We start from the raw sequence: 22,162 nt of genomic DNA on the forward strand, positions 1-22,162 counted from the left end.
AGGCAGTTATGAAACAGAGTGTAAACTACAAAGACCTGAAAACAAAGGTAGGCGTAGATGATATTGCCTATTATCTGGGCTATCGTCTCGACCGCTCGGCTGGTGTGGGAAGATACATTGAAATGGTCTTGTCTGACTCCACGGGTCATCAGGACAAGCTCATCATCAAGAACCCGAAGGAGAAGGCGGCGCAGACTTATTTCCGGCGTAACGGGGCAAGAGGCGGTGATGTGGTATCTTTGATACGTGAGAACCTTAGCAGCTTCCACGAGTCTGGAAGAAACGAGTGGGAAATCATCGGCAAGGTGATGGCCCACTTCGCCAATGAGCCGATTCCTGACTATGGGGATAGCCAGTATCTTACGAAAGCTGGGTACACGGGTAGTATCGTGTTTGATCCGAAACGCTATGAAACGAAGGATGTTAATGGTGCGCCTTCTGAAGTGATGGCATTCTTTGCCCAGCGTGGCATCAACGAGGAGACGGTGAGTGCCTTCGCACCATTTATCAAGCAAATAAGGGACAACAGCCATACCACCTACAAGCAGTTCAACATCGGCTTCCCTTATACGGAGGCTGGCAAGGACAAGGTGGTGGGCTATGAAATCCGTGGCTTTGGCTCATTCAAGAGTAAGGCAGCTGGTACTAACTCGACGACGGGGGCATGGATTGCTGATCTCTCACAAGGTGGAGAGCCTACAGACATCAGACATGTCTATTTCGCTGAAAGTGCCTACGACATCATGGCGTTCTATCAGCTGAATCACCTTCGCTTAGATGGTACTCATTCGGCATTCGTATCGCTGGGAGGCACTTTCTCCGACAGTCAGATCAAGGGTATCATGGCGCATTACCCGGAAGCTAAGGCGATGGACTGTTTTGATAATGACCTTGCCGGGCGTATCTATGGCATCCGCATGGCTGCCTTGCTGGAGGGCATCCGCTTGAATGTGCATAAGGAAGAGGACAAGGTGATGATTACTGTTGGCGCGAAGAACTTTGCCATTGCTAATGAACAGCTGTCTATCCGTGAGCTTCGCAAGCATATCCACATCCGCTATAATGTAGGTGAATGGAAGGCTGCTGCGAACTACAAGGACTGGAACGACCAGCTGATGGGTAAACAGATGGAAGTTGTGGCGGTAGAAAACAAGTTTGCAAGAGATCGGAATCTGGCTGACCGCCGTGAGAAAGGGGTGGGCTTATGAAACGAATCTTCATCATATTATTGTTGGGTAGTTTAACCTTCTGCCCTATGATGGCACAACAGACGGACCCGACGCTGACGGGTGCAGTGATAGCGCAGAGCGGAATGCTGAAAAAGATTTTCAAGGACCGCGAGAAGACACAGAAAAAAATCATTGCTGCGGAAACGGCAGTCACTGTGGCGATGGACAGAATGCACAAGGTGGAGGACAAGATGCTGGCGTATCTCTCCAATGCACAAGGAGCCATGCAGAACCTTTATCAGATCAAGCGAGCGGCAGAACTGACAACAGTAGAGATTCCACGAAACATGAACCTGTTGCGCCAGTCGCTGCCCGGTCATCTGAAAGGAACGGCCATTGCTCTCTTGGTGTCTGATGAACTGACGGATGCTGCCACGCAAATGGCTTCGCTCTATCCGTTCATGAAACAACTGGTAACGAGCGGCACATACAACGTGAGTGGCTATGATGCCACCGGCAAGTCTGTGAATGAGAAGCATAAGGTAAACCTACTGTCCTCAGCGGAACGGTATTACATTGCCAATGAGGTGGTGACGAAACTGGAGACGATCAACACCGATCTGTGGCTGCTGGCATGGCAGGTAAGGACGTACTCGTGGAATGACCTGTGGTTTGGGCTTGATCCTGAAGGTTGGGCCACGGTGATGTCAGGAAAGGCGATTGTGGATGGACTAATCTATGAGTGGAAATATATTTGAGAGGTCTGAATATGGGCATTTTTCTGTACTTTTGCATGGCGACACTTTGTTATTTCGAGGAAGAGCAGTGCAAACAACGGATTTGCCTGGTAATCATTAAACTTTAAGAAATGCAAAGATATGAGTGATACAAATAACTTAATGATTTGCCCCGTTTGTGGCAGAGGTACAATGGTGCACGACGAGCAGGACTGGAAGTGCAGTGAGCAGTCCTGTGGATTCGTTATCCCTAATCGTTTGTTTAATTTGGAGGTAACGGAGGAACTGGTGGCGCCACTTGTCAAGCATGGTCATACGGGGGTGCTCTCGCTGCAAAACAAGGACGGACAGTATTTTAAGGCGGCTCTCGTCATCCGTAATGGAAAGGTGGAGGTATCATCAGGTGTACATTATATCGACGGAGTATGTCCTATCTGTGGAGGTAAGATGCGCAAGACTTCAAAGGGCTACCGATGTGAAAATTCCATCGGTGAGCATCCATCGTGTGACTTTATGATTCCGGGTATTATCTGCAACCGTAGGATTATGGAGCAGGATGCCGTGGCGTTCTTGAATGGCAAGCATATCGCCCTGGAGGGCTTTGCCTCAAATGAGTGGAAGATGTTTGCCTCGTCGTTGTCGATAGCCGAAGGCAAGGTGAAGCTGGAATCGCGCATCGCAAAGTGTCCGCATTGCGGCGGCGACCTGCATGTTGGACTGAAGGCCTACAACTGTGCCAACTATCGCAATGCCGAACATCCATGCAAGTTCTCTATCTGGCGTAACATCAGCGGTCATGCCGTATCGGTGGAGGAGGTGAAGCAAATTTGCGAACAGGGCGTAACCAGAGACTGCATCGAATTTTACAAGGAAGACGGTACGGTGTACTACAAGCGGCTGCAACTGACACCTGAAAAAGACAGAATAATCATGATTTAAGCAGTTATTAGTGATGAAAAGAAAAAGTATTATATATGTAGTGGTGGCATTGTTATGCCTCACTGGTTGTAAAAATAAGCGTCATGCGTTGAAGCAGTTGGCTGTGGAGAATCTGAAACAGTCAGTGGAATATCCTAAGCAGTTGCAGATGTTGGCGATATCAGAGCCTGATTCGGCTTTTGGGTTCAGCTACTTCTCGCAACAAGAGAAGGCGGGCATCATCCGTATCATGAAGTCGGTCACGGACAGTATTATGAAACGTACCAACAATATGCAGTCGCTGGACATCAATGACTTCTACGTGATGGATCTCGCCGAAAGACAGATGCGTGCCAACTCGGACATTCGACAGATGCTCAGTCAGGCAACTGGCAAAAAGGAATGGACGGGTTGGAAAGTGAAGATCGACTATCAGGCGGTAACGCATCATGGCATGAAATACAATGCTGAACGGTGGTTCTTCATCAGTAAGGACGGCAAGTCAGTGGTGAGGACGTTTGAACTACCGCTGCCATAAAAGTTCTTTCATGAAGATACATGGTAAAAAAGTAGCAGGGGAAGTTATCTGTAGCTTCCCCTGTTTCTTCCTTGAGTATTATAGACTTGCTGTTTATACTATTTCCAGATATTCGCTTTCTCCAACAGAAAATCGTAAAGTCCAATTACCAAGATGCCATTCTCATTATAACCAGTACTGTAATGATCACCGGCAATGATAATCTTGCGGAAGCCGTCTGACACTTGCAAGAGTGAGGCTTGTTCCTGATCAACTTTCTCCTTTGAAGGTAAAGCATAGGCAGACTGAATGTATAATCGTTCATCATGTCGATTGACGACAAAATCTATTTCGAGGTTTCGTCTTGTGAGTTTGCCATTATTATCGCGTTTGAAACTTTCAACTAATCCGACATCAACCGAGAAACCAATGCGACATAAGTCGTTATATACAACATTCTCCATAATATGGGTTGGCTCAAATTGGCGGAATTCAACAACGGCATTCCTTATCCCTACATCCTCGAAATAATACTTGGTTTCTGTGCCGATATATTTCCTACCCTTGACATCATAGCGTAATGCTTCGCTGATGATGAATGCATCTTGCAGACACGCGATGTATTTGGCTATCGTTGCAGGGGCAACATCTATGCCTGCGGCAGTCTTGAAAGTATTTGAAATTCGTCGCACGTTGGTACTCGCCCCCATAGTAGAGGCAAGAATACGAACCAGCTCCCGTAAGCCGTCTGCATTCTTTAGATGGTTGCGGTCAATAACGTCTCTTAGATACACCGTCTCAAAAATCTCGCGGAGGTAATTCTGCTTGTCTTTAGCTCGTTTCATTCCTGCCACAGCTGGCAGGCCACCATATTTATAGTATTGATCCAGGGCTTCTGCCTTTTCACCACCTATCACCTCATAATATTCTGCAAAACTAAGTGGGTGGATGCGTACTTCCCATCCTCGTCCACGAAATTCCGTTATAATGTCTCTTGAAAGGAATTTTGCATTTGAGCCGGTAACATACACTTCTGCATTGGGTACGCCAAGGTAAGAGTTAAGAACATCCTCAAACTCACTGACCAACTGCACCTCATCCAACAGAATGTAATACTTCTCTGCATCTGTCATCAATTTATCGATATGTTCAAGAAGTGCATCTGGATTACGTAGCTTCTTATTTCGGCGATCCTCCAAATTGACTTTAATAATGTGATCTTCGTGAATGCCCCTTTCAAGAAGACTCTTTCGGAAGATATTGAAAAGGAGGAATGACTTGCCACAGCGTCGCATCCCGGTGATGATTTTGATCATACCGTTTCCATCAGCATTCTGTAGCTGGCTTAGGTAATACTTCCGTTCAAATAGCATTTTAGAATATATTTTTGTGTCACGACACAGATTTATGCAGCAAATATAACTATTTCATGTCATTTAAGCAAAAAAACAGTAATTATTTTCTTGTTTTCCTTATTATCAGAGAAAGGTACGTCATGATGTGCGGTATTTACTGTCTATCATTTCCATGTTTGCGGTTGCCTCCTTGCTGCAAGTACTCATTTTCTTTGCAAAGTTACGGCATAGGAAAGAGCGGCAAGCACCGCTGGGGGCTATGCGCAGAAAAATAGACGGCAGCCTTCCTCAAATCAAGATTTGGGTATTCCGTCAATTTTTCCGTGCATTGCTTGCCTTATTTTTCCCGCTTATGCCGTCCTGTTTTGCTCGAAAATCAAGTACCTGCAAGAAGTCTGAAGACTTCACAAAAGGGAAAAGATTAAGATTGATAACCTCTTAAAATGATAAGTTATGCACGCATGGATTTTTCAATTATCGGAAGAACGCATCGAGGGCTATCTCTGTGAAGATACCTTGTTGCAGGGTGATGGCAGCGATTATGACTATTGTGCCGCCATATCAGAAGAAGAACGGAAGAGAGCCGTTTACTCGCTCATGACTCATATTCTGCCATTGGGCATGTTTCGCCTGAAAGATGAAACGACCTTGGTGTATCAAGGCGATTTTGGACAGTGGAAACGTGAGTGGGTGGAGCGTATTCAGACGAAAGCGGCAAAGGTAAACACGGAAAACGTGATGAACTTTTGCGGTGAGGTATACCAGTTGGAGACCGAGCTGCAAAATCCGCTGGACACTGATGCCCAATTCTACCTATGTAATGACGACTATCAGACCTTTGCGGAAAAGTCGGCGGAGTTGATGCGCATGGTGGAGCATCTGACGGAGGGTGACGAACTTTATATCGGTGGTATCATTGATTTTCATTTCTAAAAGCATGGAGAATATCAGTATTTTTTCGATAGAGGGCGTTGATGCAAGAGAGATTTGCAATGCGCAGTTGGGCGATGCACTATTTGCACCCTGTAGTGTGTGCGACAAGTGGAAAGAAGATTTTCCATCAGTGGACAATCTATTTTACGGATATGTGGAAGATGACATCTTCTACAGCTATTCAGACGACGAGTTTGAAACCCACGTCAATGCGATGTTTGACTAAGTAGAACCAGGAGTGTGCCGAGTTTCAGGCATACTCCTTCAAAAGGAAATACAATGAAGAAGATTTATAGCGCACCGGCTCGATACATCTTCGAGGGTACTTTCAAGGTAGAAGCAAAGCGCAGCGAGGAAGCCAAGTGTTATGCAAAATCCTAAAACACTGTGGAATGGTCATGGACAGTGGCATACAGACCACTTTGTCATACCGTGAGATTGATTTAGCGCTCTGCAACCATCCTTGTAAGCAGGTGGGCAGAATAAGCAGGGAGGAGCGAGCATGGCTGGGGTATATCTGACAAGGTATGCCCAGCTTTCAAAATCGGGCAGCGGTCACAGTCCGCTGCCTGTTTGGGAGAAAGATGCTTAGCTGAATAATGCTTGGTTAAAATAAAAGTCTTGTTTTTTGATTCAAAAAAAACAAGACTTTTATTTGGGAGTACTTAATTTCCCTGAAAGCCGTATTTCGCTATCACGTCATAAATGAGTGTGATGACTCCACACCGCTTTCATCGCTCCGTTGGGACACAGAGCAACAAGGGAGAGCGGTAATCCATTATGTGCTGGATGGAGTGCATAGCATGGTACAGAAAGGATAGGCTGCCGCTGTTACGCTGGTGATGGATTGTCGCCCATGACCGCTCCACGGCTCCGCCCATCTTACTTCCTGCTCCGTGCCTATGCCCACCATATCGCACATTTTTCCTGTGTGACGTCAGTGCATCTCCAGTGTAACCCAACTCTTGTGTTGCATTGGGGTTACACAGACTACCTATGTGGTTTTACCTATATTTCAGAAGGCTTTTTCCCTGAAAGCCGTATCTCCATTCATTGCGCATAAAGCAGCAACCATTACAATACCGCTTTCATCATTCTTCAGGGACGTAGAATGACAAGGGAGAGAGGTTAGGTCATTTCGTGCGCTACAAGGCCAGTGATGAGTTGAAGATGCCACATTCCATTTCAAACTTGCAGCAAGATGCCCAAGCATCCTTGCATGCAGTTCTTCCATTCCATTTCCGGCTCTCTTCAACTCATTACCTGCCATGGCGCTCTCTTTTTTGTTGCGAGAAACTAAACTTCTTCGGTGTTCATCCATTTTCTTCGCGAAGTTAGCTATTGGCACATTATGATCAAGTACCAGTGCCTTATTTGTCAGGTTTTTATGGGCCGCTCTTTATTTTATCATGGTATGTGAATAAAAACTTGAAGAATTGCGCAATCTTATAAAGTTTGGTTTACAAAGTTAGACCTTTTCTATAAAACAAAATTAATAACCTTCGATTTTTTTATAATATTTTACCCTCTTCCATTAAGGTATAGAGTCAACCAGCAAGTGCAAAATTAGTCAATCCTTTTCACTAGTGTCCGGTTAAAATTTCCAGACTATCATTCATTTCGTTAATATTCAATGAGATACATCGATTTAAAAATTTTCCGATTTGATTACTTATCTTTGTACTGCCTCATATATAAGATAGCACAGGATATGAATGTCGGAAACACTGTACTCTCGCAACTGATGTCTCTCATCCCTGATTACGAGCTCGGGAAATGTGTTGACAAATATCGAGGGGATTTTCATGCAAGACGTTTCACTTGCCGTGATCAGTTTCTTGTCATGAGTTATGCTCAATTTACTAGCAGTGCAAGTCTTCGAAGTATAGAAGCTCAACTTACCGCATTCAACTCCAAATTGTACCATGCGGGGTTGAAAATCATGCCAAAATCTACTCTTGCTGATATGAACGAAAAGAAAAACTGGCGTATTTATCAAGACTATGCAATGATATTTGTCGATAGAGCTAAGGCCCTTTATAAGGATAATTATTACCGTCTGAACATCGACAACATGGTCTATGCTTTTGACAGCAGTACCATTAATCTTTGTCTGCAACTTTGTCCTTGGGCAAAGTTCCACCATGATAAAGGGGCGTTCAAAATGCATACCTTGGTTGATGTTAAGAACAGTATACCTAACTTTGTTCTCCTTACTCCCGGCAATGTACATGATAGCCAAGCTATGGATATGCTGCCAATCGAAACAGGCGCCTATTACCTTATGGATAAAGGATATGTCGATTTTGATCGGCTGTTCCGAATCCTTCAACAACAACATGCATACTTTGTTACCCGAGCAAAGGATAATATGAAGTACAATGTTTTCGAGACAAGAGTGGTTGATAGGCAGACTGGTGTCATCTCTGTTGAAACTATCAGTCTCTCTGGTCTCTTGACTGCCAAGAAACATCCAGACGTGTTGCGATTGGTTACATATGAAGACTATGCTCAGAACGTTGTGTATCGATTCTTGACTAATGATTTCATCCTTCCAGCAATTACCATTGCAGAACTCTACCGAGAGCGTTGGACTATCGAGACGTTCTTCAAATGGATTAAGCAGCACTTGCATATCAAGTCGTTCTATGGAACAACCCAGAATGCAGTCTTTACGCAAATATGGATAGCTATCTGCGATTATCTGCTTCTTACTATTGCTTTGAAGATGTATCATATTAAGCAAAATCTTTACATATTCTCTAACGTCATCGGACAAGTTCTCTTTGAGAGGACTCCGTTGAATGAACTATTTGATAAAACAATTATTAATCAAAATCCAGAAAATGACCGCCAACTTTCGCTTTGGTGAAATTTAACCGGACAGTAGTGAAGGGCGATAGATAACTATAGACTACGCTCTGCAGGGTATGCAACTTTAATGGGGTCGTATCTCGAATGCCACCCAAAATAGGAACCGCCGTATGCGGAACCGCATGTACGGTGGTGTGAGAGGTCGGTGAACACGAAAGTAGGAAATAAACACCTATGATTAGTGTTTACCTCCTACTCGATTGCTTAATTCAGCAAAATTTCAATGAGAAAGTATTGAGCATTCATGATTAATTGATGGGATTTTAACAGGTTTGTAATATGATATAATTATTTTTGCGCGAACAAATCTTATAACTATCGTATGATGAAAAGGTGGATTGGCACTTGTATGCTGTTGTTAGTTGTTTCCATGTCCATCATGGCACAAGGAAACAGAACGCAAAAGGTATTGGGTAGGGTGACGGACATTCATGGAAACCCGTTGGCTGATGTTAGTTTGAGCATTGTAAACGCGGAGCCTTCAATCACCCAAACGACAGATAAAGCGGGTCGTTTTGAACTACAAGTACCGTTGGGTAGGCAAGTTTTGCGGGCCAGTTCAGTGGGCTACCAGGACAAGGAGATCAGTTTGTTGTTGGTTATGGGTGAAGAAGTGTCACTTGATGTCAAACTGGAGTCTGCCACTTATAATCTCAAGGGCGTAGAGGTGAAGCGATATTACAACAAAGCTCGGCCCCTACAGCCGCTTGCCTATGCGGGCGCTCGAAGCTTTAGTGTGGAAGAAACAGAGCGTTATGCGGGTTCGTTAGGCGATCCAAGCAGGATGGTGAGGAGCTTTGCAGGCGTGATGCCCATCAATGATTCGCGTAATGAGATTGTGGTGAGAGGCAACTCATCATTAGGCGTGCAATATCGATTGGATGGGATTGAAATTCCAAATCCTAACCATTTCAACGCCGGACTGGGAATGACGGCTGGACAGGTAACTGCCCTTAATATGAATGTTGTTACCAACTCTGATTTTTTGTTGGGCGGTTGGCAGGCAACAAAAGGCAATGCACTTGCGGCAATCTTTGATTTGAATCTGAGAAAAGGCAATCCCAACAACCATCAAATGCGCTTCCAGATGGGCTATAATGGGGCCGAACTCATGACAGAGGGGCCGATGATCAAGGACGGTTCGATGACCTATCTTGCCTCCTATCGTTATTCCATCCCAGAGTTGGCAAGCTATGCCATGAAGATTTTCGGCAAATCCATGGCCGTTGTGCCAAGATATCAAGACCTAACAACCAAGATAGATTGGCGCATCCACGAGGGTCACACGCTTTCATTGATTGGCATTGTAGGTACTAGTAGCATTCATCTCAAGACATCAGAACTCTCCGGGGCGGGTACGACCGTGCAAGTTGACAATCTATCGTTTGACCAAAAGGTTAACTTACGCAGTGGCTTGGCATTGTTAGGTATGGTCTATCATGGCCAACTGGCTGCTCGGACCGATCTTCATGCCACACTTTCTTGGAACTACAATGATATAAAGATGAGAGTGTACAATAAGGAAATGGCCAATCAGGAAGACTTTAAAATGATTTTTACGGATCTAACCAAGGAACATAAACTCTCGTTTTCGGCCGACATCCGTCATCGATTATCCACGCATCACGACAATCTTTATGTGGGTACGGTTGTCGATCAATATTTTCTCAATATGTTCAATGAGGTGGAAGATATACCCTATCCCCTCAATGACGATACAAGCACATTATCCCTTTATCGCGCTTATGCGCAGTATCAGCATTTGTTCAGCGATGCTTTTACTGTCACTGCAGGCGTACATGGTAGTTATTTGCCCCTGAATGGTAACTATGCTTTGGAACCACGCGCTGCTGCTGAGTTGAAACTTGGTACCCATCACACCATTGGCCTCGCAGGAGGCCTTTACAGTCAGTTGCCTCCGCACACTTTTTTCTTTGTCAGAGAGGCCGATGGTCATTATTCGGACAGCAATCATCACTTGGGTTTTTCCAAGAGTTGGCATGCAAACCTCTCGCACAACTACCAAATTAACAAGGATTGGCGTGTGCATACAGAACTTTATTATCAATGGCTTTTTGATATTGCGGCTGAGAACAAAGCCTATGGAGTGTCGCTACTCAATTATGGAGCAGGCGAAAACTCCATGGAACGCATCGCCGGACTTCGCAATATTGGCAAGGGACGAAACTATGGACTTGAACTGACGGTGGAAAAATTCTTCAGCAAAAATTATTTCTTCTTGATGTCCGGCACCCTCTATCGCTCACGCTATACCGACCCAGTACTCAACCATGAATTCAGCACAGTGTTTGATGGTGGTTACATCCTCAATGTCACTGGTGGGTTTGAATGGCCTGTGAGCAGCAAGTGGACCCTCTTTGCCTCACCTCAGTTGGCGCTCTCGGGTGGCTTGAGATACACGCCTGTTGACGAGGTGGCATCTCAAGCGACTCACGACCAGGTGTACCAATACGATAAGTGGTATCAAGAACAAATGCCTGTTTACTTCAGATTGGACACTCGTTTGGGCGGCAGACTGAATGGTAAGAAGGTCTCACAGGAGTGGGGAATTGACTTAATTAACCTCACCGATCGAAAAAATATAGCATACATATTTTATGATATTGACAAAGGTGCGTATGTGTCACAATATCATTTCTCCTTTTTCCCCATGGTAGTCTACCGCCTACATTTTGGTCTGTAAGCTCAACAGATGTCCATTGGTGAGCGTGCATGATGCTCTTGTCACGGTTTTGAAAGCACAAAGCATGTGAACGTACGTGCTTAATGGTTATGTACTTCTTATTTGAATCTTCGCGATGATTTTAAAAATCTTTTCATTATTTTTGTCATCAAATAGAAAGTATGGCATGAAAAGATTATTCTCCGTTTTATTATTTATATGGATGACGCAGTGGGTTGTTGCCATACCAGTCAAAAAGAACGGGTGGAAAATCATTCATCTTGCGAGTGGAGTGGAGGTAAGAGCAATGTTCAAAGGCGATGAACACTTGCATTACATGGAGGCAGAAGATGGTCAGAAATACGTTTTTAACGAACAACTTCAAGCTTATCGACCTGCCGATTTCACAACTTTAGCTAGAAAAGCCGTTGCAAAAAGACGCAGAGCCGCTGCTCGTAGATACACAAAGACACGGGCTTCCTTGGGCGAAAAGCACGCTGGCTATGAAGGAAAGAGAAAAGGCTTGATGATTTTGGTAGATTTTGATGATGCCAAATTCAACCGTAGAGTCAACCAGCAAGTGCAAAATTAGTCAATCCTTTTATAAAACTCTTGTTTAGTGTTGAAAACTTGAGTTTTTCACTTCCAATCTGGAGCGTAAAGTGCCGAAGCGTTCTCGTATATTCATTTTTCTTTGTTTGGGGTTACAAATAATCGGGTAGGAGGTAAATGTTATTCATAAAAGGCATTTACCTCCTACTTTCACATTTACCGACCTCCCACACCACCGTACGTGCCGTTCGGCATACGGCGGTTTCGTACTTTTACACCTCACGGTGTGTGGCAAGTTGTTTTCAGCTATCCCTTTGAGTAACGTCACTTCTATCCTATTGTCGGATTCCGTCCTATCGTCTTGGATAGAGAGCTCCTTTCGGACATCTGACGAAGAAATTCGCAGGGTAGCATTCATTTACTATTGCACTGCACGATTCGGTCCTTCCCTGTAGGCACACGTACCTTGGGTACTATGACCTCTGCTGACTTCTCACGGCAAGCTTTACTCCGCTTCTTTCGTAAAAACAACTATTTGAAACGTCCGTAAGACCTCCTCGGATAAGAACATTATCTTTCCATCTTATACCTACTTCATTTACACCGACCATTCCGAATAGCTATGGGACTTTGATTTGTCTGGCAATCTTATCCATGGTCATATGCCTTATATGAAGTTTCTGTTCGTTAGGCCAGATGTTTGCCGCCGGCTTCCTTCAGATTTCACCTCACGATGAACACCCTTGCCTTTGGCTATGTAATTCCCGCTATTAGGGCTTACTCGGGACTTCCACCCGTTAGATAATGCTCATGCCGAGCGTACTAGCAAAAGGCAGAGAATTTATCCCTGCCTCTACACCTAATCTTTAGAAATCCATTGATAGCCAGACGATTATTTTGATAATTCCAAATTTGGAGTATTACCTATCCTCTACAATACTATTTGTATATTTCTAAAATCTCTTTTTGTAAAATATAATATTTACTATTAGGTTTAAAATTCCATTCTCTTACAATATCAATAAGTTTTCTTGAATCTTTCCCATATGTTTTTAATGGTGCCATTAGTGATTGTCTCTTAGACACACATAGATAATATACAATATCTACCTTATCCTGAATAGCAGCAGCTTCCAACATACTGATCTCATTTGTTGTAAATTGAGGTGGTACTTTCCCTTTCTCTATAAGCTCTTTAATGTATAGCAAGGAGCTTCCCGCAGCCTTATAAGGAGCACTCCTCTCTAGCCCTGTAGCTGGGTCGATAGCTTTTATTGTAGGGTCTGCACCTGCGTCTAAAAGATCTATTAAATAGCGCTTATCAATATTATAATTTTTGTCTAAATAGCCAGAAGCTAATATCAATGGGGTCGTACCGTCTTTTCGGCAAATATAATTAGGGTCTACTAAATAAATATAATCCACTGATATTCAATAATATATACCTTATATTATTTGTGTAATTCACCAAAAATGACTACCTTTGGTTGTTAAAACATTAACGACGTAAAATGAAATACTACTCTCAATATCGTAGTCACGACTTGTTTGAACTCCAAGAGTCCCTCTCAGGATTGAGCAAGTTGAACCGCTGGGTCAAACTTGCAGACAACCTTCCATGGGACAGGATTGAGAAGGAATATAACAAGCACCTGAAGAACAGTCATTGCGGCGCAAGCAACAAGCCCGCCCGCATGGTGGTAGGTGCCTTGATAGTGAAGCATGTGGAGAATTTGAGTGACGAGAAGACCATTTAGGCCATTCAGGAGAACCCTTACATGCAATATCTGCTCGGTCTTGACAAGTTCATGGAAAAGCCGGTTTTCGTTCCCGAGTTGTTCGTCCTTGTCCGCAAGCGTCTTGACCATGATTTCTTCAACATGCTTACCTTGATGCTGGCGGAGGTGGATGGAAGCAAGCCGAAGAGGGAGCGCACGGACGAGGACGGCAACGACCATGGCGGTACGATGAGAGTTGACGCCACCTGCTGCGATGCCGAGGTTCGCTATCCGACCGACTCAAACCTTTTGGAGGACGGCAGCAGACTGATAGACCGCCTTCTTGACAAATTCTGTACCCGCCACAATATAAAGAAGCCGCAGATCCACCGTGCGGAAGCCCGCCAGGCTTTCATCTGCTTGATTAAGAAAAAGCGCAAGGGGAAGAAGCTCATAGACAAGACCAGGCTGATCCAGATACGTTGCTTGAAGGCTGATTTCCAGACGTTTCTTGATTTTCTCGGCAGACATACAAGTGACCTTCTCTCATGTTTCAGTCGGCATGACTTCAAATGCCTCAATGCAGCATTCAAGATGTACGAACAGCAGAAAATGATGTTCGAGCAGAATGTCCGCAAATGTGCCGACCGCATCATCAGTATCTACCAACCTCATCTCTGTCCCATCGTCAGGGGCAAGGCAAAGGCCAAGATCGAGTTTGGGGCAAAGGTTGGTGCCATCATCGTCAACGGCTACACTTATGTGGATCATCTCAGCTGGGACGCATACAACGAGTCGTCCGACCTCGTTACCCAGATGGAACTCTACAAAAAGCGTTTCGGCATGCTCCCGCGGGAAGTTCAGGCCGACAAGCTCTACCTTGGAAAGGAGAACAGAAAGTATATCAAGGCATGCCACGTCGACTGTTACAACCATCCGCTTGGCCGGCCACCGAAAGAAGAAAACGATGAGCATGCGGAGGACAAGAGAAGGGCTGTCGGTGAGAGGAACTGGATTGAAGCCACGTTTGGAACCTCCAAGAGAGTTTACCGGGCAAACGACATCCGGGCGAAACTAAACGATACGGCTGACACATGGATAGGAGCTTGCTTCTTCGCTAAAAACATAATGAAGTTCCTAAGGGGACTTCTTTGTTTCTTTTTTGAAAAAACAGGGTCGAGAGACTTCAAAAAGAGTATTATCGTCAAATTCGATGGACTTGCAGGAGTTTTTGCCATACCACGAGCTTGCATGGTTACTATTGGTTAGCAGACCCTAAATTAGAAACGAAATGAGTAATATGATACATAAATTAGAAATGCTCAAAAATAGCCGTTTTGAATACCAAGAGAAAGAAGGTACAAACTGGATAAGATGGGACACATACTCCAAATTTCAAATGTACAAGGACAAAGCCTTGCATCTAGTTATATTTAAGTCGGATATATAAGCAAAATCAGATCTCGTATATGCTCACGTTATCACTAAAGTTTCAAGATCATACCGGTGGATAGATCTATAACCTTAAACTCACAGAATGAACTGTCCGATCTCATTAGCACGAACTAATATCAAGTAGAACTCAAAAGCACTTCTGTATTGCTAAAAAATTTAAAAAGTCATTGTTACAAAAGTTTAACCTACAGCAAAATGAACTCATCGCTTTGCAAGTGAAAGCGGTGAGTTTCACCATTGATTATCAAGAGAGAGAGATAAAAAATGTGCTATGGGATTATATACCCCCAAGCATTTTTTGCAGCATATTTCCCGATGAACACACTATCTGAAAATCTACCGTTTGGTTTTCTATGGGTTTTATGTCTGTTGACTTAAAACGGCATTTGGCTTCCTGGCGCTCCAATGTGTCACGGACTGAGGAAAGGCTTCGTATCTGCCCTGCAAATGTTCCGTCAAGCGATTGCAGATAGAGCATTTGTCCGTTTACATTATTAGGACGACTGTTATCAAACTTGAGAAAAATAGTTAAAACGGTGCTATCGTTTGGCGTGATTATCGTTTTGTGTATAGTAGCTGTTCCCGAATAAACCTGTTTATAAGGTAGGAAATAGGCTACTGCCAAAAGGCAAAGCAAGACCAATCCAATAGCTGTAATCCCATAGCGGACAAGTGAAGAGGGTATCTGCCCTACGATACTACGGACTTTCTCGCTACGAAGGTCAAAAAATTGTTCCTGTTTCTTTTCCTGTTCTTCCATTTCAGTTTCCCAATTCTAATTGATTCTTCACCAAGGCAAAGTATTTGCCACGTTTGGCAGTCAGTTCCTCGTGTGTACCCACTTCTGCAATTTTACCCTCATCCAAGACTACTATCTGGTCGGCACTGCGAACAGTGGAAAGACGGTGCGCCACTATTACCACGGTTTTTTCCTTGTAGAACTCTGAGAGGTTTTCTGTAATGGCACGTTCATTGGTGGCATCGAGGGCATTGGTGGCTTCATCCAAGAAAACAAACATCGGATTCTTGTAAACGACCCTTGCAATAAGAATTCGTTGCCGTTGTCCCTGACTGATGCCCTGCCCATCCTGTCCTATCATCGTATTGTAAGCCAAAGGCAAGTCTTCGATGTAATCGGCAATGTTTGCCACTCGGGCTACGTGGCGGATACGCTCTAAATCGGGTTCATCACCAGATATGGCAATGTTTCTCGCAATGGTATCGGAGAAGAGATAGCCCTCTTGCATCACAGCTCCGCATTGGCTTCGCCACCAACCGAGATTATATTCATTCAGATTGGCATTGCCTATCCGGATACTACCATTCAATGGCTCATAAAAGCCTAACAGGAGCTTTACAAGCGTGGTTTTCCCGCTTCCGCTCGCTCCGACAATTGCCGTAACCTTGCCGTTGGGGATGGAGAGATTGATGTCCGAGAGAATATCTTTCGAACTATATATATCGTATTTGAAAGTGATGTTTTTTATCGTGAGAGAATGTCCTTCGGTTGTTTCTTCCGAATATGTGTTTTGTGTCCGTTCGACATTCTCCTCATTGGTTTCGGTATGGATTTCGTTCATGCGATCAAGACTGATGCTTACGTCTTGCCACGAGTAAATGAATTGTATGAGTTGCTCCACGGGGCTGTTAAGCTGTCCGATGATATATTGCACCGCCAGCATCATACCGAGGGTCATATTGCCATGTATCACGGCAGTGGCAGCAAGAACGGTAATCAGAATATTCTTTACTTCATTGATGGTAATACTCCCGGCCTGTTGTACTTGTTGGAGGTTCAGAGATTGCAGATTGACCTTGAAAAGGTCAGCTTGCACGTCTTCCCATTCCCACCGTTTACGCTGCTCGCATCCCTGCAACTTGATTTCCTGCATACCGCCTATGAGTTGGTAGGTAACGTTGCGGTTGCGCCCGGCTTGCTCGAAATACTTGTAGTCTAGCTGTCTACGCTTTTTTAGAAAGAGGATTATCCAGCCTGCATAAAGCGATGTGCCCAATAGGAACACGAGGAAGATACCGAGATTGTAGACTGCAAGGACGATGCCGAACACAAGAAATGTTATAAACGAGAACAGCAGACTTAGACTGCTTGATGTAAGGAACTGCTCCACACGTCGGTGATCTTCAATGCGTTGCAGAAGGTCACCCATCAGTTTGGTGTCGAAGAATTTCATCGGAAGTTTCATCAGTTTGATGAAAAAGTCCGAGATGAGCGAGATATTGATGCGTGTGGAGATGTGCAGAAGAATCTTTGAACGGATAAAGTCGATGGCAGTACGGCTGAATAGGAGCATCATTTCAGCTAAAAGTACTAACCATACAAAGCCGATGTTCTTTCCTCCGATACCCGTATCAACGATGGCTTGAGTGAGGAACGGGAAAACGAGTTGTAGCAGTGAACTGAGCAACAGGCCAAGTACCAGTTGCGTGAAGAATCGCTTGTATTTCTTGAGGTAATTCCAAAGGAATTTCATTCGATTTTGAATTGGCGCTGTTTCTGTTTTTTTTTGAGAACAGAATCGTCCCATCGGCTCGAGGAGCAGAGCAACTCCCTTCTCTTCGCCGTTGGACTTGGTGCTCACCCAATGCTCGCAAAATTCTCGCTTGTTGTATGTCACTAAGCCTCTTGCTGGATCTGCCACATAGATAGTAATTTCCCCTTTTTTGTGCTTCTTTATCTTATAAACAACGGTAAAATGATTTTGGTCCCAGTGCGCAATACAAGGAAGGGGAACTTCGGAAGTAAGTGTTTCTAAGGAGAAGTATCCCCCAATCGTCTTGAATCCAATACTTTCTGCAGCCTTACTAATACCCCACAATGAAACGCCATCCCTACTTAACGCGCAAGTTCGTCGTATCGCCTCAATATCAGGTTGTAACTTATTGTATTGGGCAATCATCGCCAAACAAGACGGACCGCAGTCCATTGCATCTTTTTGTTTATAAAACTTCATTCTATTTGGTTGGTATTGAAGAAATACATAGATTATTCTACTACTCTTGCACTTTTACTATACTTTCATTATTATCATAGTTATTGAGTCTCCTATTTATCTTGTTATTCCGCTTGCCAAAGTCGAGATTCCAAACAAATCCCAAAGTCAGCATATTCCCATTCTCAGGTATTTTTACAACAGATTTATAAGGATTAACCTTAGAGTAATTTGTAGTAAATTAAGTATCTCCATCCCCAAGCCCAACATACATCATCTGAGCATAGAGCGTGCAACTAGCCTTATTCCACATTAGAGTAACGCCTGTATTGATACCCGTGCAATGACAGTTTCATTCTAAAGAGACTTTCCTGTTTTTTTGTAGAACATAGCCAACGCAAAGTCTCTGTACGACATTTGTGCTGACACATTCCAATAGAAGCTATTAAGATGGAGAGGAATGTTAGCAAATTCTCTGTGACCCATAGTGGCATGAAAAGAAGGCAGATTATCGGATGTACTTGTTTCACAAGTTAATTGCTTTAGATTATTTCATTTTTTTACAAATTATCTGCAGGCAAATCATGCCACAAAGCATGCTATCGTCCTGTCTTATAAAAATTACTCCATCTACATTCAAAGATTCCTATTTAAAACAGATTTTAGGTACCCTAAAATTGCATTCAAAGGATGTAATTGAAGGACATAAAAATCTTTTAATGCAATTTTTACATGTTCCCTTATCACGTGTTAATCTCCATCTGTGATTTTCTATAAGTTCTTTCTTCACTGCTTTCTGCAAATTATTTTGTTCGTAGCTACATTGGCCAACTATTGCATCAGAAAGGTAAGGAGTTATGTCCCCAGAGGGATGAATCATCAATGCACCAAAAAAGTTAGCATTTATTTTTTTATGCCGAAATATATCATCAAAAGTATACTTTGATGAGAGAATTTCATTACTTTCTAAAAATACATTCTCCCGGAAGAAAACTTGATTTGTATCATTCCATACTGGGAGAAGTCTATCATAAGTTTCGGAATTCTCTATTTCTTTTTCCACAAGTCCAATATATTCTACACTAATATTAGCTATCTCTTGTGAATTAAAATGACGAATTGTTGTAATATCCTCACAGTAACAAGAAATTAATATCTTCTTTTGAGAATTTAAACTTCTAATCAGAGTCTCAAAATCTTGATTATAAACATGAAAATGATAGTTAAAACGATGTTGTTCCAACACATTTAGATATTCTTTTGAAAGACCTTCAGAAGCAATCAAAATGTCAATATTTGTTAATTGCGTAAAACGAGCCTCGGAAAGAATGCTATTCAATAAAGTAGGAGAAAGTACATTTTGCGTATTGTGGTATGATGGAGTACTGTATTGCTTAGCTACCCTATTTCTACTAGCAGCAACATCTCCATAAGCATAGCCATCCGTGAGTTGAAAATATAAAGCTGTTACTAGATTAAGTGTATTTCTAAATTTCTTTAACTGCTCTATACCCGTAGTATTCTCTTTTTCCAAGTCATATTGAATATTAGGAATAGGCAAAAAATTAACAGGTCGCTTCCCTATAGGTAGGCTTTTTTCCACAAGAAAACCTTCATTAAACGCTTTCCTTATATCTTCTGATTCACAATTATGAATTTGTTCTTTTCTTAATACTCCCATATTCATAGGTTCATATAATTGATGAATTAGAGAAATTAGGTCATCATCTCCTGATATAAAATAAGTCGATTTTTCTGTGTCGTATAAGAGGATCTCATTATTAGTAAAGTCTACAAAGACCTGAGGCTGGACAACTACCCATTTCATTATTTGCACCATAGTAAATAATTTATATTGTTTCGTAATATTTCTGAATATAACTATATGCTTCAGGGTAAATCATAAAAAAGTCTTCTACGTCCCTACTTCTTACATCCGCTTCTGTTTGGGTAACGAAATAGCTGCATTTATCCTTTCTATTATCTACAATACCATTATTAAACATGCAGCACAAACATGTTCTTCTATCAGCGCAGCATTGGCAGTTCTTTTCTGCTCTTGTATAGTACTCATTATACTTTTGGGCAATAGCTTCAAAGTCAATATTAATTTCTCCATCTTTGACCATCCCTAAGTAGTACTGATAGCCTATTCTTTCACAAGGCATTATTTTTCCACCAACAGTTATAAAGACTTTTTTTCCAAATGGCAAACATGTACCCGTCGGAATGAATTTTCTCTGCTTCTTCCCAAAAAACAGCTCTTCATACCCCAAATAAAAGAAAGGTGAATGCATTTGCATATAACGAGCAATGCCGTCAAAACGAGGATCATTCAAGAAATTATCCATTTTATTAACACGCACCATTGAGTCTTCCTTATTTCGGTACATCGCCATAAACTCATCTTTATAATCAGGGTTGATACCCGTATCGTTAATTTCGCTAATACTTGGAACCTTACCAAACTCCAACAAAATAAACCTATTGATAGATTCTACTGTACTTCTATTGCTAAGGACTGAGTTGAAGTTAACACAATCTTTGTAATAGATAGGATATTTCTCTCTCAATTTATTTACCGCTGCAACAATATCTTTGAAAGCTGGTTTCTCAGTATGATATTGCCTATAAGAAGAACCTTGTTCGTCGCCATCCAAACTGATTAGCAATCTAAAATTCTTCTCTGCAAAGTAATCCATATATTTTGGTAAAAGTAGAGCATTTGTTGTAAGTGAAAAAACGAAGGTTTTATTAAAACCACATAGGTGTTCTTCAATATATGAAACACATGACTGAATAAAATCCATGTTTAATAGGGGTTCTCCACCATAAAAACTAATGTATATTATATCATCTCCTGTTGTACTATAACCAGTTTCCCACAAGCCCTTAATATACATAAGAAAAGCGTAGGCATCTTTAGGCCTCAAACTTCTATTACTCCTGGGATCTTTGTTATTGTATATCTTTCCATAGCCACAATAACTACACGAAAGGTTACATTTCTCCGTAATCTCAAATGTAATTTGAGGAGTATTAGCCAAACAATGTTTTACTATTTCTGCATTAATAAAGTTCATATCTTTACTCCCTTTCTATTCGTTCATAATCAATGGGATAATCATCGGCTTTACCCGCCACTCGATACGATCCATCCTTATTCTGATACATTGTATCGTAGCCTGTTAAAAGTTTATACATCACAATAGGAGAAGCAAATATTTTATCCATCAGCGCCCGTGTCTTTTCTCTCGTTGTTTTCGTCAACTTTGGATAAGTATATGTGTAATAGTAAATCGGATAATTGACAATTTCAAGTCCTTTTATTTCCCAATAGTATTTATGCTCACTTTCTTCTACCTGCATGATAAGTCCTGGCAAACCTGAAAATTTAAAAGGGCCTGCATTTAAGGGGAGCTCTAATGCATACCATGCAGTATAGTTCCTTCCAGCATATGTTGTAGTTGCTTTATTACAAATGTATCCAAGTATGGCTTTATGCTCATCGGGACTTAGCTTCCAATTTATACTTGGCGTTGGCTCTTCATATTGATAATTACCCATATTGAGAATGGCACGATACACTATTAAATTATGCCCTGCAGAGTAGTTGTTATAAATCTCGTATGGAAAGATCTGTCCCTTTAACCCTTTATAAGAATCTGCACCACGCCTAACTTTTTGGGTAGCTAGTGAATCACTAATAAACATCTTATAACTATAATCTTTTACGAGATGCCCACCTATTAAAATTACTCGGATATCATCGTTCAAAGAGTCTCCCTTTACTATAGGAAACTTCATTTGATATGTTATTTTATACTTTGCCGTATCCAGTACAATCTGCTTAGAAAAAATTTGGGTCAACGTATTAATTTGAGCGTTAGCATATAGGGCAATCAAACAACAAAAAAATATCAAAGATTCTTTTTTCATATAAAAATAGTTAATTAATTGCATGGGAAGAATAGAAAATAACCATTTTCTTCCTACCCATGCATTTTTAGTTTAACAGAATAGAGTAACAATCATAGTTACAAACAAACTTGTTTATGGGTATGCTGTTCCTCCACCCGGTGATTGTAGACCTCCCTTTTTATTGGCGCACCCATTATCATGGTTCGATGAAGCACCAATACATCCACATAAACAAAGATCACCAATAGCAGAAGCACTACTGCTACTTGCAGAAACGGAACCACCTGTGATTCTGTTCTGTTCACGATCGGTAAGAACCTCACGTGATAAAGAATTAATTTTTAATTTCATAGAAATTGTTTTTTGTTATTATTATGTT

At 42.2% G+C, this 22,162-nt stretch carries 22 protein-coding genes; 12 read left to right on the forward strand and 10 right to left on the reverse strand.

Annotated elements, in window-relative coordinates; genetic code table 11:
- Nucleotides 1–8: 8 nt before the first annotated feature.
- The 4 genes from BN35_RS04255 to BN35_RS04270 all read left to right on the forward strand — a co-directional run bounded on the left by BN35_RS04255 (nt 9) and on the right by BN35_RS04270 (nt 3,362).
- Complete coding sequence (locus BN35_RS04255) at nt 9–1,208, forward strand: toprim domain-containing protein (RefSeq protein WP_007175145.1); 1,200 nt, start codon at nt 9–11, stop codon at nt 1,206–1,208.
- Nucleotides 1,205–1,927: a hypothetical protein gene (locus BN35_RS04260; RefSeq protein ID WP_007175146.1), complete on the forward strand. Its 723-nt coding sequence runs from the start codon at nt 1,205–1,207 to the stop codon at nt 1,925–1,927. The genes BN35_RS04255 and BN35_RS04260 overlap by 4 nt, the downstream gene beginning before the upstream one ends.
- 120 nt (nt 1,928–2,047) lie before the next feature.
- Nucleotides 2,048–2,845 (forward strand): topoisomerase C-terminal repeat-containing protein, encoded by a 798-nt coding sequence (locus BN35_RS04265; RefSeq protein ID WP_036893559.1) that lies wholly within the window; start codon nt 2,048–2,050, stop codon nt 2,843–2,845.
- A 13-nt stretch (nt 2,846–2,858) separates the two neighbouring features.
- The gene (locus tag BN35_RS04270; protein WP_007175148.1) at nt 2,859–3,362 is read left to right on the forward strand and encodes a hypothetical protein; all 504 of its coding nucleotides are present in this window, start codon (nt 2,859–2,861) and stop codon (nt 3,360–3,362) included.
- A 98-nt stretch (nt 3,363–3,460) separates the two neighbouring features.
- On the opposite strand, the gene BN35_RS04275 is transcribed toward BN35_RS04270, so the two are convergent.
- Nucleotides 3,461–4,714, reverse strand: coding sequence for an ATP-binding protein (locus BN35_RS04275; protein WP_025072508.1), 1,254 nt, complete (start codon nt 4,712–4,714; stop codon nt 3,461–3,463).
- 435 nt (nt 4,715–5,149) lie between these two features.
- Here BN35_RS04275 and BN35_RS04285 point away from each other — a divergent pair, with 435 nt between their 5' ends.
- The 3 genes from BN35_RS04285 (at nt 5,150) to BN35_RS14065 (ending at nt 6,150) form a co-directional block, all read left to right on the forward strand.
- Nucleotides 5,150–5,629: a hypothetical protein gene (locus tag BN35_RS04285; protein ID WP_025072506.1), complete on the forward strand. Its 480-nt coding sequence runs from the start codon at nt 5,150–5,152 to the stop codon at nt 5,627–5,629.
- Nucleotides 5,630–5,633: 4 nt separating this feature from the next.
- Entirely contained in the window at nt 5,634–5,855 is a 222-nt protein-coding gene (locus tag BN35_RS04290) for a hypothetical protein (RefSeq protein WP_004342114.1), read from the forward strand.
- Between the two features lie 166 nt (nt 5,856–6,021).
- Entirely contained in the window at nt 6,022–6,150 is a 129-nt protein-coding gene (locus tag BN35_RS14065) for a hypothetical protein (RefSeq protein ID WP_257009446.1), read from the forward strand.
- A 257-nt stretch (nt 6,151–6,407) separates the two neighbouring features.
- On the opposite strand, the gene BN35_RS14070 is transcribed toward BN35_RS14065, so the two are convergent.
- Both BN35_RS14070 and BN35_RS04295 read right to left on the reverse strand, forming a co-directional pair.
- Nucleotides 6,408–6,542: a hypothetical protein gene (locus BN35_RS14070; protein ID WP_007175154.1), complete on the reverse strand. Its 135-nt coding sequence runs from the start codon at nt 6,540–6,542 to the stop codon at nt 6,408–6,410.
- Nucleotides 6,543–6,644: 102 nt separating this feature from the next.
- Nucleotides 6,645–6,899 carry a hypothetical protein gene (locus BN35_RS04295; RefSeq protein ID WP_007175155.1) on the reverse strand — a complete coding sequence of 85 codons (255 nt, stop codon included), beginning with the start codon at nt 6,897–6,899 and terminating at the stop codon, nt 6,645–6,647.
- A gap of 441 nt (nt 6,900–7,340) precedes the next feature.
- On the opposite strand from BN35_RS04295, the gene BN35_RS04300 reads away from it, so the two are divergent.
- The 3 genes from BN35_RS04300 (at nt 7,341) to BN35_RS13875 (ending at nt 11,778) form a co-directional block, all read left to right on the forward strand.
- Nucleotides 7,341–8,501, forward strand: a complete 1,161-nt coding sequence (locus tag BN35_RS04300; RefSeq protein WP_309546456.1) for an IS4 family transposase — start codon at nt 7,341–7,343, stop codon at nt 8,499–8,501.
- Nucleotides 8,502–8,828: 327 nt separating this feature from the next.
- A complete protein-coding gene (locus tag BN35_RS04305; protein ID WP_257009447.1) occupies nt 8,829–11,207 on the forward strand; it encodes a carboxypeptidase regulatory-like domain-containing protein in 2,379 nt (792 codons plus the stop codon).
- Between the two features lie 166 nt (nt 11,208–11,373).
- Nucleotides 11,374–11,778 carry a hypothetical protein gene (locus BN35_RS13875; protein WP_174362011.1) on the forward strand — a complete coding sequence of 135 codons (405 nt, stop codon included), beginning with the start codon at nt 11,374–11,376 and terminating at the stop codon, nt 11,776–11,778.
- An 899-nt stretch (nt 11,779–12,677) separates the two neighbouring features.
- On the opposite strand, the gene BN35_RS04315 is transcribed toward BN35_RS13875, so the two are convergent.
- On the reverse strand, nt 12,678–13,163 hold the full coding sequence (locus BN35_RS04315; RefSeq protein ID WP_145992928.1) for a hypothetical protein: 486 nt from the start codon (nt 13,161–13,163) through the stop codon (nt 12,678–12,680).
- 86 nt (nt 13,164–13,249) lie between these two features.
- On the opposite strand from BN35_RS04315, the gene BN35_RS12775 reads away from it, so the two are divergent.
- Together BN35_RS12775 and BN35_RS04320 are read left to right on the forward strand one after the other, a co-directional pair.
- The gene (locus BN35_RS12775; RefSeq protein WP_051275190.1) at nt 13,250–13,495 is read left to right on the forward strand and encodes a hypothetical protein; all 246 of its coding nucleotides are present in this window, start codon (nt 13,250–13,252) and stop codon (nt 13,493–13,495) included.
- 21 nt (nt 13,496–13,516) lie between these two features.
- Nucleotides 13,517–14,725 carry a transposase gene (locus BN35_RS04320; protein WP_051275191.1) on the forward strand — a complete coding sequence of 403 codons (1,209 nt, stop codon included), beginning with the start codon at nt 13,517–13,519 and terminating at the stop codon, nt 14,723–14,725.
- A 463-nt stretch (nt 14,726–15,188) separates the two neighbouring features.
- On the opposite strand, the gene BN35_RS04325 is transcribed toward BN35_RS04320, so the two are convergent.
- The 6 genes from BN35_RS04325 to BN35_RS13590 form a co-directional block, all read right to left on the reverse strand.
- Nucleotides 15,189–15,671 (reverse strand): hypothetical protein, encoded by a 483-nt coding sequence (locus BN35_RS04325; protein ID WP_025073027.1) that lies wholly within the window; start codon nt 15,669–15,671, stop codon nt 15,189–15,191.
- Between the two features lies 1 nt (nt 15,672).
- Nucleotides 15,673–17,883, reverse strand: a complete 2,211-nt coding sequence (locus tag BN35_RS04330) for a peptidase domain-containing ABC transporter (protein WP_028901102.1) — start codon at nt 17,881–17,883, stop codon at nt 15,673–15,675.
- Between the two features lie 625 nt (nt 17,884–18,508).
- Nucleotides 18,509–19,702 carry a hypothetical protein gene (locus tag BN35_RS04335; protein ID WP_028901103.1) on the reverse strand — a complete coding sequence of 398 codons (1,194 nt, stop codon included), beginning with the start codon at nt 19,700–19,702 and terminating at the stop codon, nt 18,509–18,511.
- 10 nt (nt 19,703–19,712) lie between these two features.
- On the reverse strand, nt 19,713–20,945 hold the full coding sequence (locus BN35_RS04340; RefSeq protein ID WP_025073029.1) for a radical SAM peptide maturase: 1,233 nt from the start codon (nt 20,943–20,945) through the stop codon (nt 19,713–19,715).
- A 4-nt stretch (nt 20,946–20,949) separates the two neighbouring features.
- Complete coding sequence (locus BN35_RS04345; RefSeq protein ID WP_025073030.1) at nt 20,950–21,801, reverse strand: GLPGLI family protein; 852 nt, start codon at nt 21,799–21,801, stop codon at nt 20,950–20,952.
- A 114-nt stretch (nt 21,802–21,915) separates the two neighbouring features.
- Nucleotides 21,916–22,134 carry a hypothetical protein gene (locus tag BN35_RS13590; protein WP_145992929.1) on the reverse strand — a complete coding sequence of 73 codons (219 nt, stop codon included), beginning with the start codon at nt 22,132–22,134 and terminating at the stop codon, nt 21,916–21,918.
- Nucleotides 22,135–22,162: the final 28 nt, after the last annotated feature.

It is taken from the genome of Hoylesella timonensis 4401737 = DSM 22865 = JCM 15640, from assembly GCF_000455445.1.
Lineage (GTDB): Bacteria > Bacteroidota > Bacteroidia > Bacteroidales > Bacteroidaceae > Prevotella > Prevotella timonensis.

What these genes read in the sequence shown, in the direction of transcription:
- BN35_RS04255 (WP_007175145.1), top strand. Translation starts at nt 9, where the DNA reads ATGAAACAGAGTGTAAACTACAAAGACCTGAAAACAAAGGTAGGCGTA.
- BN35_RS04260 (WP_007175146.1), top strand. Translation starts at nt 1,205, where the DNA reads ATGAAACGAATCTTCATCATATTATTGTTGGGTAGTTTAACCTTCTGC.
- BN35_RS04265 (WP_036893559.1), top strand. Translation starts at nt 2,048, where the DNA reads ATGAGTGATACAAATAACTTAATGATTTGCCCCGTTTGTGGCAGAGGT.
- BN35_RS04270 (WP_007175148.1), top strand. Translation starts at nt 2,859, where the DNA reads ATGAAAAGAAAAAGTATTATATATGTAGTGGTGGCATTGTTATGCCTC.
- BN35_RS04275 (WP_025072508.1), bottom strand. Translation starts at nt 4,714, where the DNA reads ATGCTATTTGAACGGAAGTATTACCTAAGCCAGCTACAGAATGCTGAT.
- BN35_RS04285 (WP_025072506.1), top strand. Translation starts at nt 5,150, where the DNA reads ATGCACGCATGGATTTTTCAATTATCGGAAGAACGCATCGAGGGCTAT.
- BN35_RS04290 (WP_004342114.1), top strand. Translation starts at nt 5,634, where the DNA reads ATGGAGAATATCAGTATTTTTTCGATAGAGGGCGTTGATGCAAGAGAG.
- BN35_RS14065 (WP_257009446.1), top strand. Translation starts at nt 6,022, where the DNA reads ATGGTCATGGACAGTGGCATACAGACCACTTTGTCATACCGTGAGATT.
- BN35_RS14070 (WP_007175154.1), bottom strand. Translation starts at nt 6,542, where the DNA reads ATGGTGGGCATAGGCACGGAGCAGGAAGTAAGATGGGCGGAGCCGTGG.
- BN35_RS04295 (WP_007175155.1), bottom strand. Translation starts at nt 6,899, where the DNA reads ATGGCAGGTAATGAGTTGAAGAGAGCCGGAAATGGAATGGAAGAACTG.
- BN35_RS04300 (WP_309546456.1), top strand. Translation starts at nt 7,341, where the DNA reads ATGAATGTCGGAAACACTGTACTCTCGCAACTGATGTCTCTCATCCCT.
- BN35_RS04305 (WP_257009447.1), top strand. Translation starts at nt 8,829, where the DNA reads ATGAAAAGGTGGATTGGCACTTGTATGCTGTTGTTAGTTGTTTCCATG.
- BN35_RS13875 (WP_174362011.1), top strand. Translation starts at nt 11,374, where the DNA reads ATGAAAAGATTATTCTCCGTTTTATTATTTATATGGATGACGCAGTGG.
- BN35_RS12775 (WP_051275190.1), top strand. Translation starts at nt 13,250, where the DNA reads ATGAAATACTACTCTCAATATCGTAGTCACGACTTGTTTGAACTCCAA.
- BN35_RS04320 (WP_051275191.1), top strand. Translation starts at nt 13,517, where the DNA reads ATGCAATATCTGCTCGGTCTTGACAAGTTCATGGAAAAGCCGGTTTTC.
- BN35_RS04325 (WP_025073027.1), bottom strand. Translation starts at nt 15,671, where the DNA reads ATGGAAGAACAGGAAAAGAAACAGGAACAATTTTTTGACCTTCGTAGC.
- BN35_RS04330 (WP_028901102.1), bottom strand. Translation starts at nt 17,883, where the DNA reads ATGAAGTTTTATAAACAAAAAGATGCAATGGACTGCGGTCCGTCTTGT.
- BN35_RS04335 (WP_028901103.1), bottom strand. Translation starts at nt 19,702, where the DNA reads ATGGTGCAAATAATGAAATGGGTAGTTGTCCAGCCTCAGGTCTTTGTA.
- BN35_RS04340 (WP_025073029.1), bottom strand. Translation starts at nt 20,945, where the DNA reads ATGAACTTTATTAATGCAGAAATAGTAAAACATTGTTTGGCTAATACT.
- BN35_RS04345 (WP_025073030.1), bottom strand. Translation starts at nt 21,801, where the DNA reads ATGAAAAAAGAATCTTTGATATTTTTTTGTTGTTTGATTGCCCTATAT.
- BN35_RS13590 (WP_145992929.1), bottom strand. Translation starts at nt 22,134, where the DNA reads ATGAAATTAAAAATTAATTCTTTATCACGTGAGGTTCTTACCGATCGT.